General features: G+C 75.8%; 12 protein-coding genes. 8 read left to right on the top strand and 4 right to left on the bottom strand.

Going from position 1 to position 13,996, the window contains the following annotated elements; genetic code table 11:
• Positions 1-59: 59 nt before the first annotated feature.
• From RM780_RS00980 to RM780_RS00970, 3 genes are all read right to left on the bottom strand, one after another.
• The gene (locus RM780_RS00980; protein ID WP_311628447.1) at positions 60-782 is read right to left on the bottom strand and encodes an LmeA family phospholipid-binding protein; all 723 of its coding nucleotides are present in this window, start codon (positions 780-782) and stop codon (positions 60-62) included.
• A 407-nt stretch (positions 783-1,189) separates the two neighbouring features.
• Complete coding sequence (locus RM780_RS00975; RefSeq protein WP_311628446.1) at positions 1,190-1,984, bottom strand: hypothetical protein; 795 nt, start codon at positions 1,982-1,984, stop codon at positions 1,190-1,192.
• Positions 1,981-2,247: a MoaD/ThiS family protein gene (locus RM780_RS00970; protein WP_311628445.1), complete on the bottom strand. Its 267-nt coding sequence runs from the start codon at positions 2,245-2,247 to the stop codon at positions 1,981-1,983. Before RM780_RS00970 ends, RM780_RS00975 begins: the two co-directional genes overlap by 4 nt.
• 326 nt (positions 2,248-2,573) lie before the next feature.
• On the opposite strand from RM780_RS00970, the gene RM780_RS00965 reads away from it, so the two are divergent.
• The 6 genes from RM780_RS00965 (at position 2,574) to RM780_RS00940 (ending at position 11,576) form a co-directional block, all read left to right on the top strand.
• Complete coding sequence (locus RM780_RS00965) at positions 2,574-3,332, top strand: winged helix-turn-helix transcriptional regulator (protein ID WP_311628444.1); 759 nt, start codon at positions 2,574-2,576, stop codon at positions 3,330-3,332.
• 168 nt (positions 3,333-3,500) lie between these two features.
• The gene (locus RM780_RS00960) at positions 3,501-4,526 is read left to right on the top strand and encodes a LacI family DNA-binding transcriptional regulator (RefSeq protein ID WP_311628443.1); all 1,026 of its coding nucleotides are present in this window, start codon (positions 3,501-3,503) and stop codon (positions 4,524-4,526) included.
• Between the two features lie 549 nt (positions 4,527-5,075).
• Positions 5,076-6,155, top strand: coding sequence for a S1C family serine protease (locus RM780_RS00955; RefSeq protein WP_311628442.1), 1,080 nt, complete (start codon positions 5,076-5,078; stop codon positions 6,153-6,155).
• A gap of 27 nt (positions 6,156-6,182) precedes the next feature.
• Complete coding sequence (locus RM780_RS00950) at positions 6,183-6,965, top strand: response regulator transcription factor (protein WP_311628441.1); 783 nt, start codon at positions 6,183-6,185, stop codon at positions 6,963-6,965.
• Positions 6,962-8,407: a HAMP domain-containing sensor histidine kinase gene (locus RM780_RS00945; RefSeq protein ID WP_311628440.1), complete on the top strand. Its 1,446-nt coding sequence runs from the start codon at positions 6,962-6,964 to the stop codon at positions 8,405-8,407. The genes RM780_RS00950 and RM780_RS00945 overlap by 4 nt, the downstream gene beginning before the upstream one ends.
• A 262-nt stretch (positions 8,408-8,669) precedes the next feature.
• Positions 8,670-11,576, top strand: coding sequence for a SpoIIE family protein phosphatase (locus RM780_RS00940; RefSeq protein WP_311628439.1), 2,907 nt, complete (start codon positions 8,670-8,672; stop codon positions 11,574-11,576).
• A 33-nt stretch (positions 11,577-11,609) separates the two neighbouring features.
• Here RM780_RS00940 and soxR read toward each other — a convergent pair whose 3' ends face one another.
• A complete protein-coding gene (gene soxR / locus RM780_RS00935; RefSeq protein ID WP_311628438.1) occupies positions 11,610-12,191 on the bottom strand; it encodes a redox-sensitive transcriptional activator SoxR in 582 nt (193 codons plus the stop codon).
• 79 nt (positions 12,192-12,270) lie between these two features.
• On the opposite strand from soxR, the gene RM780_RS00930 reads away from it, so the two are divergent.
• Positions 12,271-13,140: a metallophosphoesterase family protein gene (locus RM780_RS00930; RefSeq protein WP_311628437.1), complete on the top strand. Its 870-nt coding sequence runs from the start codon at positions 12,271-12,273 to the stop codon at positions 13,138-13,140.
• Positions 13,137-13,919, top strand: coding sequence for a 4'-phosphopantetheinyl transferase family protein (locus RM780_RS00925; protein ID WP_311628436.1), 783 nt, complete (start codon positions 13,137-13,139; stop codon positions 13,917-13,919). The genes RM780_RS00930 and RM780_RS00925 overlap by 4 nt, the downstream gene beginning before the upstream one ends.
• Positions 13,920-13,996 lie beyond the last annotated feature (77 nt).

Raw genomic sequence — 13,996 nt, 5'->3', positions numbered from 1 at the left:
CTATGTGGGACTGGGGTGGCCGGGAGGGGCGTTCGGGGAGCCCCTGGGCGGGGGTGATCTCAGCCGTTGAAACGCACGTCCGTGCCGGTGAGGGCCAGGGCCAGGCCGTCCTCGGTCGGCGTCAGGGACTCCAGCGTGATGCCCTCGGGCAGCCCCGACAGCTCCCGCCCCTCGTTGAGCTGCTCCCGGATCGCCTCCCGGGTGGCCTCGCCGCCCGCGTCCGGGATGTCCTCCTCGTTGACCTCGAGGCGGATCGCGCCGTCCTCCAGCACGATGTCTCCCACCACCTCGCCGAGGTCGATGCTCTGGCCGAGAACGCTGGCCTGCAGCGTCGCGGACAGCCGCCCCTCGGGGGCGTACCCGAATTCCACGCCGAAGCCCGTCCCGCCGACCTCCAGCAGCCGGCCGTACGCCTCGGTCAGCGCCTCGTACGCGACCAGGCCCTCGCCCTCGGCGGTCCGCGCGACGGCGCTGCTGTAGCCGTCGGTCAGCTCCACGTCGTTCAGCTCGATGTCCAGCTCCTGGACCGTGAGGGACTGGCCGCCGACCTCCGCCGCGTAGTCGTCCATCCCGAGGTCCACGCGGTTCAGGCTCCCGCCGGCCGCCTGCGTCAGGAAGGGGAAGCCGCGGATCGACACGTCCGGCTCCGCCTCCAGCGCCAGCGAGTCCCGGGCCCGGGAGGCCACCTCGCCCTGGGCGATCCACACGGCCACCCGGTCGGCCGCGACGGCCAGCACCAGAAGGATGCCGAAGACGATCAGACTAATCCGCAGTGCGCGCATCGGGCCCGTTTCCCCCTGCTGTTCCCGGCTCTCGTTCGTGCGTTGGCGCGGGGCGCGCCGGGAAGACCCCCGGACACCCACCCCGAGCCGGTCGCGAGCGTAACCCGCGGGCCCCACCCGCCGGGCGCCCGGGGCGCGCCTTGCAGCAGGGCCGTTACACCGCCGCGCCGCGCGCTGCGCTGCACGGGCTGCGTGCGCGCGGCGCCGCTTGCGGCAGCGCCATCGCACCCGGGCGAACGCTCCGGCCGAACGCTCCGGTCGGCCCCGGGAAATGCCCCGGCCGGCGAAGACCGGCGCCCGCCGGACGCAACGGGCACCGGCGTACGCCGCACACGGTGCCCGGGTTCCGGCCGCGCCGGGCGCGACGGCGCGGACGCGCTGCCCCGCCCGCCCGGCGCGAGGGGTTTTCAGGTCAGGGCGTGCGCCAGCGGGTACGCCGCGAGGGCGGCGGTGGTCAGGGGGAGGGAGACGCCGGCCGTGAAGTGGACGAAGCGGGAGGGGAAGTCGTAGCTGGCCACGCGCAGGCCCGTCAGAGACGCTCCGGCGCCCGCCGCGGACAGGGCCAGGGCCGCGCCCGTGTCCAGGTCGCCCGCCGCCAGGAGGCCCGCGCCGGTCCCCGCTGCCAGCGCCAGGACCACCGACACCGGAGCCAGCGGCAGCGGCACCGCGCGCACCACGGCCGCCGCCGCGACCGCCACCGCGGTCACCGTCACGGCCGTCTCGTCCACGTCCACGGTCGCCAGGTGCCCGGCGGCCAGCACCGTCAGCAGCGTGGCGACCGAGGTGGCCGTCAGCGCGTCAAGGCGCTCCTCGGCCGAGCCCCGGTGCCGGAGCTGGAGGACCAGCACCAGCAGGAACCACGCTCCGAGCACCCCGGCCACCGCCTCCGGCGCCCGCCCCGCCGGGGCCAGCAGCAGCGCCGCGTCCGCCGCCAGTCCGCCCGCGAAGGCCAGCGCGATGCCCTGCCGGGCCGGCCACATGCCGTTCAGCCGGAACCAGCCGGCCGCGGTCAGCGCCTGGAGCAGCACCACCGCGGGCAGCGCCGCGGCCTGCCCGCCCGGGGCGCCCACCGCCAGCAGCCCGGCGAGCGCGGCCGTCAGCAGAGCGGGACGGATGCCCGGCGGGATGATCGGGGAACGCGCCCGGTGCCGCGGCCCGGCCGAGGACGCGCCGGGCCGGGGCTCGGACACCAGCGGGGTCACCGCGCACCGCCCGCGAACGGCGGCAGCACCTCGACCGTTCCGCCCTCCGAGAGGGCCACCGAGTCGTGCCCCCGGGCGCCGACCTGCTCCCCGTCCACCAGGAACGAGCAGCGCCTGAGCACCAGCGCGAACTCCGGCTGCGCCGCGTGCCGGGCCGTCGCCTCCCGCAGCGCGTCGCCCAACGTGGCCGCCGCGTACGCCTCCTCGGCCGTCCCGGCCGCGGCCTTCGCCGCCGCCCAGTACCGGATCGTGCCGCTGGCCATCGGCCCTCCGCTCGTTCGGGTCATCCTGATAGCGCCGCCGGGACGGGTTCCGCGCGGTCACAGGCAGTCGTATGCCGTCGTATGCAGTCGTCAGCGGTCCCATCATGCCGTGCCGCCGGACCCACCCGGACACACGAAGGCAAGATCGCAGGAACGAGACCGTGAGAAGAGTGTGATACGCCACGGTCCCCAAGGTGAATTGTTTCCGTTATGCTGCTGCCGTTGGAAGGATCCGGGCGCTGACGCCATCCCGGGTCCTTTTGTGCTTTCTGGGCAGAGCCGCTCAAACTCGTCCCGCGCCAGGACTGTGGAAGGAACCGCCCCCGATGAGCTCGCTGCTTCTCCTGACCAACGCCCTTCAGCCGTCCTCCCAAGTACTCCCCGCCCTCGAACTGCTCCTGCACAACGTGCGCGTGGCCCCGGCCGAGGGCCCCGCCCTGGTGGACGCCCCCAGCGCGGACGTCATCCTCATCGACGGCCGCAAGGACCTCCCGCAGGTCCGCTCGCTGTGCCAGCTGCTGCGTTCCACGGGCCCCGGCTGCCCGCTCGTGCTCATCGTCACCGAGGGCGGCCTGGCCGCGGTCACCGCCGACTGGGGCGTGGACGACGTGGTCCTGGACACCGCGGGCCCCGCCGAGGTCGAGGCCCGGCTGCGGCTGGCGACCGGGCGGCAGCAGCTGTCCACCGACGACAGCCCGATGGAGATCCGCAACGGCGACCTCTCGGTCGACGAGGCCACCTACAGCGCCAAGCTCAAGGGCCGGGTCCTGGACCTGACGTTCAAGGAGTTCGAGCTGCTGAAGTACCTCGCGCAGCACCCGGGCCGCGTCTTCACCCGTGCCCAGCTCCTCCAGGAGGTCTGGGGCTACGACTACTTCGGCGGCACCCGGACCGTGGACGTCCACGTCCGCCGGCTGCGCGCCAAGCTCGGCCCCGAGCACGAGTCGCTGATCGGCACCGTGCGGAACGTCGGCTACCGCTTCGTGGTGCCCGAGAAGGAGAAGGCGGCCGAGGACGAGCACGTCCGCGCGGTGACCCGCGAGGCCGAGCAGGTCGTCAAGGAGGCGGCGGCCCGCAGGGCCTGACCGGAACGGATCGAACCCGCGGCGGTGCGCGGCCGGGCTCCCGGCCCCGCACCGCCGCGGCGTCCCGGGGCGGGCGGGCCCCGGGGGAAGAGAAGGTGATGTGCGGTGCCGAGCAGTGATGCGGGGCAGCGTGTCCGGAGGGCGGGCGGCGCGCGTAGACTACGCCCCGTGGCCAAGGTGACGCGCGACGACGTGGCGCGACTGGCGGGTACGTCGACCGCCGTCGTCAGCTATGTCATCAACAACGGACCGCGGCCGGTGGCCCCGGGCACACGCGAGCGGGTGCTCGCCGCGATCAAGGAGCTGGGGTACCGGCCGGACCGGGTCGCGCAGGCGATGGCGTCCCAGCGCACGGACCTCATAGGCCTGATCGTCCCCGACGCGCGGCAGCCCTTCTTCGCGGAGATGGCCCACGCCGTGGAACAGGCCGCCGCCGAGCGCGGCAAGATGGTCCTGGTGGGGAACTCCGACTACCTCGACGAGCGCGAGGTGCACTACCTGCGGGCGTTCCTCGGGATGCGGGTCTCCGGCCTGATCCTCATCAGCCAGGGCCCCAGCGAGCACGCCGCCGCCGAGATCGACGCCTGGGACGCGCGCGTGGTGCTGCTGCACCGGCGGCCGGTGGCGATCGACGACGTGGCTGTGGTGCTCGACGACGTGGACGGCGCGCGCCGGGTCACGCACCACCTGCTGGAGCACGGCCACCCCTACGTCGCCTGCCTGGGCGGCGTGGACTCCACGCCCGAGCTGGGCGACCCCGTCACCGACCACGTCAACGGCTGGCGCCTGGCCATGGCCGACGCGGGCCTGCCGACGGAGGGCCGGCTGTTCAAGGCCCCCTACAACCGCTACGACGCCTACCGCATCGCGCTGGACCTCCTCGCCGGGCCCGACCGCCCGCCCGCCCTGGTCTGCGCGACGGACGACCAGGCCATCGGGGTGCTGCGCGCGGCGCGGGAGCTGCGGATCGACGTGCCAGGGGAGCTGGCCGTGGCCGGCTTCGACGACGTGAAGGAGGCGGCGCTCACCGACCCGCCCCTGACCACGGTCGCCTCCGACCGCGAGGCCCTGGCCCGCGCCGCGATCGACCTCGCCATAGGAGACCCCGACGGCGCGCCCCCCGCCCCGGGCGACCGCGTCCGCCAATTCCCCGTGACCCTGCGCATCCGCCGCTCCTGCGGCTGCGAGTCCTGAGCGCGGCCGACACCACCCGCCTCCGCCCCGCGCGCGGTTCTCGGCCGGCCTGGCGCCCGCGTCCGGCCTTCCGGCCGTTGCCCGGCAGTGGCCCGTACGGATGTCGCCCGCTGCCCGGGGCCGCCGTGCTGCCGCGCGGGCACGGTGCTGCTCCGGCCGACCGGTCCGGGCCTTCCGGCCGCGCCTGACCTGGTGGCCTGCGTCCCGGCCCGTCGTGCGGGCATGGCGCTTCTCATGCCTGGCGGCCGTGGCCTGGCGCAGGTCTGTGCGGGTGTCGCCCGCTGCCCGGGCCCGCCGTGCTGCCGCGGTGCTGCTCCGCTCGGGCTGGGCGGCGGTTGCCCGGCCGTGGCCTGTGCGGGTGCGGCCCGCGTGCGTGGCGGGCCGTGCCGCCGCTCGGGCGCGGCGCCTGTCCGGCTCGCCGGACCGTGGCCCTCGGGGGGCGCCGTACGGCAGCCCGTTCCGCCGGGGCGGCGGCCCCGCGCGGGAAACCCACCGGATTCTGAGGGCGCGCTCAGGCGACTCTCATCTTGGGGTCGCACGCTCGGTGGCATGAGCGATCAGCCTGCACCTCGTCCCGTACCGCCCGGGTACTACCCGGCGCCTCCGGCGGCGCCGCCGGGGGCCGCCCAGGCCGTTCAGCCGACGGCCGTGTTCCCGGCGGGGAACGTCCCGCCCGGGGCCGGTCCGCCGCCGATCCAGCCCCCCGCAGGGGCCTCGCACCGGAAGCGCCGGGCGCGGCGCCCCGTCGCGCTCCTGGCGGGGCTGGCGCTGCTCGCGGGGGTCGTCGGGGGCGGCGCCACCGCCGCCCTGCTCGACGGCCCGGCCGGCGGAGGCGACGGCGGCTCGGGCGGCGGCGCGGCCACCGGCAGCCCCGTCTCCGTGGACACCGACGGCACGGTCGCCTCCGTCGCCGAGGCGGTCGCCCCCAGCGTGGTCGAGATCAGCGCGGGGAACTCCACAGGCTCGGGCGTCGTGATCAGCGAGGACGGCGAAATTCTCACCAACAACCACGTCGTGGCCGGGTCCCGGGCCGTGCGCGTCACGTTCGCGGACGGCAGCGCCGCCGAGGCCACCGTCGTGGGCACCGCCCCCGACAGCGACCTGGCCCTGCTGCGCGTGGAGGGCGTGGACGACCTGACCCCCGCCGCCTTCGGGGACTCCGGCGAGGTCTCCGTGGGCGACCAGGTCGTGGCCATCGGCTCCCCCGAGGGCCTGACCGGGACCGTCACCAGCGGCATCGTCTCCGCCCTCGACCGGGAGGTCACCGTCGAGAGCGGCGGGCAGCAGCCTCCGCAGGGCCAGCCCTGGCCGTTCGAGTACGGCGGCGGCCAGTACAACGGCCAGGTCGGCCCGGAGACCACGACCTACCGCGCGATCCAGACCGACGCCTCCCTCAACCCCGGCAACTCCGGCGGCCCGCTGCTGAACATGTCCGGCGAGGTCATCGGCATCAACTCCGCGATGTACAGCGCCTCCCAGGACTCCGGCAGCGCCGGTCTCGGCTTCGCCATCCCCGCGAGCACCGTCCAGGCCGTGCTGGAGGACCTGCGCGCGGGCGGCGACGGCAGCGGCGGCGGCTCCGCTCCCGCCGAGAACGCGGGCCTGGACGGCGCCGGCGGCGGCGTGTGAGGCAGGCCCCGGTGGGACACTGCCCCCATGAACGGGAGGACCGGCGGAACGGGCCGCGGCGTGAGCGGCGCGGCTGAGCGCCCCGGCGCCCCGGAGGGCGCCCGCGTGCTGATCGTGGACGACGAGCCCGCAGTGCGGGAGGCGCTGCGCCGCAGTCTGGCGTTCGAGGGCTACGCCACCCGCACGGCCGTGGACGGCGTGGACGCGCTCGCCGCCGTGGAGGGCTACGCCCCCGACGTCGTCCTGCTGGACGTGCTGATGCCCCGGATGGACGGCCTGACCACCGCCCGCCGGCTGCGCGCCCAGGGCGAGCGCGTCCCGATCCTCATGCTGACCGCCCGCGACACGGTCGGGGACCGCGTCACCGGCCTGGACGCGGGCGCAGACGACTATCTGGTCAAGCCGTTCGAGCTGGACGAGCTGCTGGCCCGGTTGCGGGCCCTGCTGCGGCGCAACGCCTACGCCGCCGCCGCGGACGGCGCGGCCGGGGAACGCGAGCAGCCGCTGACGTTCGCCGGCCTGCGGATGGACCCGGCCACCCGCGAGGTGGTCCGCGACGGGCGGCCCGTCGAGCTGACCAGGACCGAGTACACGCTGCTCGAACTCTTCCTGACCCACCCCCGCCAGGTGCTGACGCGGGAACAGATCCTGCGCGCCGTGTGGGGCTTCGACTACGAGCCGGCCTCCAACTCCCTGGACGTCTACATCATGTACCTGCGACGCAAGACCGAGGCGGGCGGCGAGCCGCGCCTGGTGCACACCGTGCGCGGCGTCGGCTACGCGCTGCGCGCCCCCGAGGGCGGCGGATGAGGGTCTGGCTCGGGGCGCTGCCGCTGCGCCGCCGGCTCGCGCTGCTGACCGCGGCAGCCGTGGCGCTCGCGGTGGCCGTGTGCGCCGTCGCGGCCTGGCTTGTGGTCCGCGGCGAGCTGCGCTCCTCGCTGGACGAGGCGCTGCGCGGCGGCCCGACCGAGATCCGCGGCGACCTCAACTGCGTCGAACCGGCGGGCCGGGGCGGGCCGTTCGAGCCGCAGCAGCTCCTCACGTACCCCGTGCAGCGGGTGGACGCGGAGGGGGGAAGCTGCCTGCTCTCCGGGGAGGAGACGGTCTCCGTCTCGGACGCCGACATCGCGGTGGCCCAGGGGCGGGTCCGCGAGACGCTGCACGACGCCACGGCCGAGGACGGCACCGCGTACCGCGTGATCACCCGCCCGGTCCTCGGCCGCAACGGCCCCACCGGCTACGCCGTCACCACCGCGAGGCCGCTGGAGGAGATCAACGACTCGCTGCGCTCCCTCGCCCTCGTCCTGGCCCTGGTCGCCGCCGCGGGGGTGGTGGGGGCCGCCGGGGTCGGCGTCGGCCTGGCCCGGGCGGGGCTGCGCCCGGTGGACCGCCTCACCGGGGCCGTCGAGCACATCGCCCGCACCGAGGACCTGAGCGTCCGGATCCCCGTGACCGGCGACGACGAGGACGAGATCGCGCGCCTGTCCCGCTCGTTCAACTCCATGACCGCCGCGCTCGCCTCCTCGCGCGAGCTCCAGCAGCAGCTGATCGCGGACGCCGGGCACGAGCTGCGTACGCCGCTCACCTCGCTGCGGACCAACATCGAGCTGCTGGTGCGCAGCGAGGAGACGGGGCGGCCGTTGCCGCCGGAGGACCGGCGGGACCTGCTCGCCTCGCTGACCGCGCAGCTCGGCGAGCTGGGCGCGCTGATCGGGGACCTCCAGGAGCTGTCCCGCCCCGAGGCGGCGGCGGGCGCGGGGCGCGGGGCGGAGGTGGTCGCTCTGCACGAGGTGGCGGGCCGGGCCGTGGCCCGCGTCCGGCTGCGGGCCCGGGGGGCGGCCCTGGAGGCGGACCTCTCGCCCTGGTACGTCCGTGCCGAGCCGGCCGCGCTGGAGCGGGCGGTGGTCAACCTGCTCGACAACGCGGTCAAGTTCGGCGGCGCGGCGGGCCCGGTCGAGGTCGCGCTCCGCGGCGGCGAGCTGCGCATCCGCGACCACGGCCCCGGCATCCCGCCCGAGGAACTCCCCCACGTCTTCGAACGCTTCTGGCGCTCCCCCATGGCCCGCGCCCTCCCCGGCTCCGGCCTGGGCCTGTCCATCGTCGCCCGCACGGCCCGCGAAACGGGCGGCACGATCACCCTCCAGCCGGCCCCCGACGGCGGCACGACGGCCACCCTTCGCCTCCCGGGCGCCCCGGAGCCCCCGCCGGGGACCTTGTCGCCCCCGGCCCTCCCGCCGGCCCCGGGCGCCTGACCGGCCCGGGGCCAGGGTTCCCCGACCGGCCTCGCGTCCTCCGGACCGGACGGCCGCCGTCCGGCCGTCGGCTGCGCCGTGGGCCCGCCGCCCCGCACGGCGCGGACCCGGCCGCCGCCGTCGCGCGCGTTCACCCGGACCGGACCGACGAGAGCAGTCATCCTGCGCTATGTGCGCCGATGTAGTAATAAGTAGGTATGCGAGGCTGGCGGACGGCGCGCGCGCCTGACGGACCGTACGGCGCGCGACGGGCGGAGGGGCCGTGACCGCCGCACCCGAGGGGGCGCCGCCGGGCGGGCCGGACCGGGTGCGGGCCGAGCGGTTCGGCCTGCTGGCGGGCGTGAGGGCCGGCCAGGGCGACGTCGAGGTGCTGACGCAGGCGCTGCTGCACGTCACGGCCGAGCTGGGCGGGCTCGGCGGGATGGCCCACACGCTGGTCCAGGAGATCGAGAGGGGGCTTCTGCTGGTCGTGGCCACCGGGCTGCCCCCCGACTTCCTGCGCGGCTGGACGAACGTCTCCGGTGAGAGCGCGGTGGCCCCGGTGCGCGCCATCCAGGAGGACGCGTACGCCTTCCTGCCGGACCTCGGTCGTCCCCGGCTCATCTACGGGAGGAAGCCGGACGAGCCGGAGCCCGCGGTCCTGCCGGCGGGAGCGGGCATGGCCGCGGCGCCGCTGCCGGGGCCCGAGGGCCCGCTGGGAGTGCTGTCCGTGGTGCTCCCGGTCTCGCGGGTGCCGGACCGGGGCCAGCGGGCGTTCCTCCAGGAGGTCGCCCGGCGGGCCGGCGGCCTGCTGCGGCTGGCCCCGGCCGGTCCGGCCGGCGTCTCCCCGACGCTCCTGCAGGAGCGCGGCGCCCCGGCGGCGCCCGAGGCCGGCCAGTCGGCGCCGTGGGAGTGGGACCTGCGCACGGGCAGCGTGCGGAAGGACCGGCGGTTCCTGGAGGCGTTCGGCATCGACCGGCGGGCGCTGGACGGCACCCTCGAATCCTGGGGCCACGCGATGCACCCGGAGGACGTCCCCTGGACGACGGCGGAGATGGACCGGGCGCTCAGCAGTCGGGGGACGTTCGACTTCGAGCACCGGATGCGCCGCGCGGACGGGACGTACGGCTGGATCCGGGTGCAGGGCCGGGTCGTTACCGATGAGCGCGGCGAGCCGGCGCGGGTGGTCGGCACCGCCTGGAACACCACGCAGTCGCACGCGGCGCTGGAGTCCGTGGGGCGCGCCCTGCTGCACATGAGCGACGGGTTCCTGTCCGTGAGCGGGGACGGCCGGATCGGCTTCGTCAACGCGGCGGCCGAGCGGCTGCTGGGCGCCTCGCGGGAGATGGTCGGCCGACTCCTGTGGGAGGCGCCCGCCCTGCGGGACGTTCCCGGCGTCGAGGAGCGGTACCGCGAGGCCGTCGACCGGGGCGCGCCGGTCAGCTTCGACGTTCCCGGCCAGGGGGCGGAGCAGTGGTACGGCCTGCGGCTCGTGCCCATCCCCGACGGGCTGACGGTCTACGTCACCGACATCAGCGAGCGGCGCCGTCGGGAGGCCGCCGAGCGCTCAGCCGCCGAGCGCGCCGCGCTGATGGCGGGCCTGACCCGGGCGCTGGCCGAGTCGGTCACCAGCGACGAGGTCGTCGCGGCCGTCGCCGGGAGCGTTCTGCCGCCGTTCGGCGCGTCGGGACTGATCGTCGCGCAGCTGAAGCAGGACCGGCTGCACGTGGTGGGTTCGACCGGCTATCCGCGGGCGCTTTTGGACCGGATCCACGGAACGCCCCTGCGGGCCGCCGTTGCCAGGGACGCCCTGCGCACCGGGACGCCGGAGTTCTTCTCCTCGCCGGACGAGGTTACCGCCCGGCATCCGGAGGCCGCGGACCTCATCCCCGGGGGCGGCAAGCAGGCCGGGACCTTCCTGCCCCTGATCGCCTCCGGGCGCCCGTTCGGCGTGTGTGTCATCGCCTTCGACGAGCCCCACCCCTTCGTGGAGGACGAGCGGACCGTCCTCACCGCCCTCAGCGGCCTGATCGCCCAGGCCCTGGAGCGGGCCGGCCTCTACGACTCCGCCACCGCACGGGCGCGGGAGCTGCAGCGCGTCCTGCTGCCGCGCGTCCTGCCCTCGCTGCCCGCCCTGACCGCCGCCGCCCGCTACCGGCCCGCCGCCCGCGGCGCCGACATCGGCGGCGACTGGTACGACCTCATCCCTCTCTCGGCCGACCGCGTCGCCCTGGTCATCGGCGACGTCATGGGGCACGGGCTTCCCGAGGCGGCCATCATGGGGCGCCTGCGCACGGCCGTCCGCACGCTCTCCGACCTCGAACTCCCCCCGGACGACGTCCTGGCCCGCGTCAACGACCTCGTCGCCGACCTCGGCGAGGAGTCCTTCACCACCTGCCTGTACGGCGTCTACGACCCCACCAGCCGGGAACTCCTCTACGCCAACGCCGGCCACCTCCCCCCGACCGTCGTCCACCCGGACGGCACCGTCACCCCCCTCGACCGGCCGCCCGACCCGCCGCTCGGCGTCGCCGCGCCTCCCTTCGCCCTCCACCGGCTGGTCCTCCCCGGCGGGAGCCTTCTGGCGCTGTACACCGACGGCCTTGTCGAACGCCCCGGCCATGCCATCGACGACGGCATGAACCACTTGGCCGCGATCCTGGCCGCCGCCCTGCGCGACAGCCGGGACGGCGCCCCGGAACCGGACGCGCTCTGCGAGGCGGTCACCGCCGCCCTCCTGCCCGACGAGCAGCCCACCCCCGACGACGCCGCCCTCCTCATCGCCCGCACCCACGCCCTGTCCGAGGAGGCCATGGCCCACTGGCCCCTGCCCGAGGACCCCACCGCCGCCGCTCGTGCACGCGAGCACATCCGCGCACAGCTCGCCGCCTGGGACCTGGAGGAACTGGAGATGACCACCGAGCTGATCGTCAGCGAACTCGTCGGCAACGTCATCCGCCACGCCAGCGGCCCCGTCCACCTGCGCATGCTGCGCAGCCGCACCCTCATCTGCGAGGTCGCCGACGCCAGCCTCACCACCCCGCACATCCGCCATCCCTCGGCCATGGAGGAGAGCGGGCGCGGCCTCCAGCTCGTCGCCGCCATGGCCGAGCGCTGGGGCACCCGCTACACGGGCGACGGCAAGGTCATCTGGACGGAACAGTCCATTCCCGCCATCGCCCTGCCCTGACCCGGCCGCTTCCGGGCCGGCGCGGCGTCGGCGTCAGCAGGGCGCGGCGCCCGCGCCCGCGGGCGTTCCCGCGCGCCGGTCCGCCGCCCCTGTGGGCGCGCACGCGGCCTCCGTGTCCGGCCCGCCGCAGGCGTCCGTGTCCGTGTCGTCCAGCAGCCGACGCGGGCCGCAGCCCGTTTCGCCGCAGATGTCGTAGGGGTTGGCGAGCATGCAGCTCTCCAGGGAGAGGCAGCCGCAGCCGATGCAGTCCGTGAGGTTGTCGCGGAGGCGCTGGAGCTGGCGAATGCGGGAGTCGAGGTCGCGGCGCCAGTGGCCGGAGACGACGGCCCAGTCCTCGCGCGTGGGGGTGCGGCCCTCGGGGAGGCGGGCGAGGGCCTCGCGGATGGCGTTCAGCGGCATCCCGACGTTCTGCGAGACCCGGATGAACGCCACCCGCCGCAGCATGTCGCGCCGGTAGCGGCGCTGGTTGCCCGTCGTGCGGCGGCTGGTGATCAGGCCCTGGTCCTCGTAGAAGCGCAGCGCGGAGGTGGCCACGCCGCTGCGCTGGGCAAGCTGACCGATGGTGAGCTCTTTCGCGATCTGGGGGGTGGTCTGAGGGGCGGTCTGAAGTGCCATGGACCACATCCTAGCGATACTTAAAGATTCCTTGAGATTACTGCGGTAGCGTGTGCAGCCGCACCGGAGGGAGCCGGACGTGGGCAAGCTGCTGGCCATCAGCGATCTGCACGTGCGCTACGAGGAGAACCGCCGCGTCACCGAACGTCTGTGGCCCACGTCCCCGGAGGACTGGCTGCTGGTGGCCGGCGACGTCGGGGACACCGTCGCCGACGTCGAGTGGGCGCTGACCCTCCTCGCGGAGCGCTTCGCCCAGGTGATCTGGGCCCCGGGCAACCACGAGCTGTGGACCCCGCCCGCCGACCCCGTACGCCTGACGGGCGAGGCGCGCTACCGGCACCTGGTGGAGCTGTGCCGGGGCCTGGGCGTCCTCACCCCCGAGGACCCCTACCCCGTGTGGGAGGGCGAGGGCGGCCCGGCGGTGATCGCGCCGCTGTTCCTGCTCTACGACTACTCCTTTCTCCCGGCCGGCACCCGCACCAAGGAGGAGGGCCTGGAGGCCGCCCGCCGGGCCGGGGTGGTGTGCACGGACGAGTTCCTGCTCAAGCCCGACCCGTACCCCTCGATCGACGCTTGGTGCCGGGCCCGCCTCGACGCCACGGCGGCCCGCCTGGACGCCGAGCTGCCGCAGGGTCTGCCGACCGTGCTCGTGGGGCACTGGCCGTTCATCCGCGAGCCCACGCGCATCCTGCACTTCCCGGAGTTCGCGCTGTGGTGCGGCACGGAGGCGACCGAGGACTGGGCCCTGCGCTACCGTGCCGCCGCCGTGGTCTACGGCCACCTGCACATCCCCCGGCTGATCGTCCAGGACGGCGTGCCGCACCACGAGGTCTCGCTCGGCTACCCGCGCGAGTGGCAGCCGCGCCCCTCCGAGCCGGGCCGTCTGGTCGAGGTGCTGGCCCCCGCGCCCGGCGCGGTCCGGCCGGCCGAGCGGGCGGGGGAACGATGAGCGAGACGACCGCCCCGGGCGTCGCGGGGACGGAGGGGCCCTCGGAAACCCCTGCCGCGCCGGGCGGGACGGGCGCCGTGAACGTCCCCCCCGCGCCGCTGCTCGCCACCCTGCTGCCGCGCGGGGTCGCGGCCGTGGAGTCCCTGGGCGACCCGGACCGGCCGCCGTACCTCTTCCCCGAGGAGGAGGAGCGCATCGCGCGCGCCGTGTCGCTGCGGCGCCGGGAGTTCGCCACCGTCCGGGAGTGCGCCCGCACCGCCCTCGCCCGGCTCGGCGGCCCGCGCGTGCCGCTGCTGCCGGGCCAGCGGGGCGCCCCCTCCTGGCCCGGGGGCTTCGTGGGCGCGATGACGCACTGCCGGGGCTACCGGGGCGCCGCCGTGACACGGGCCGGGTCCTTCGCGGGCGTGGGCATCGACGCCGAGCCGAACCAGCCGCTGCGCGAGCCCGGCGTCCTGGACATGATCGCCCTGCCCGAGGAGCGGGCCGCCCTGCCGGGGCTGACCGCGCGGCGCCCCGGCGTCTGCTGGGAGCGGCTGATCTTCAGCGCCAAGGAGAGCGTCTACAAGGTGTGGTTCCCGCTCACCGGGAAGTGGCTGGACTTCGAGGAGGCCCGGATCGCCTTCGACCCGGAGGCGGGGACGTTCACCGCCACGCTGCTGGTGCCCGGGCCCGTGGTGGACGGCGAGCGGCTGGACGCGTTCACCGGGCGCTGGCTGGCGCGCTCCGGCCTGCTGATCACCGCGATCACCGTCGCGCGCCGGGCGCCCGCCGGCTCCTGAGCGCCCCGAGCGCTCGCGCGACGGCCGCCGCGCGGGGGGCGTTCACCCTCCCCGCACGGCGGCCGATGTGCTGTCTT

Origin of the sequence: Streptomyces boetiae, assembly GCF_031845405.1 — a bacterium.
Lineage (GTDB): Bacteria > Actinomycetota > Actinomycetes > Streptomycetales > Streptomycetaceae > Streptomyces > Streptomyces boetiae.
The sequence above is the reverse complement of the archived record's forward strand: the minus strand, read 5'-3'. Positions and strand labels throughout refer to the sequence as shown.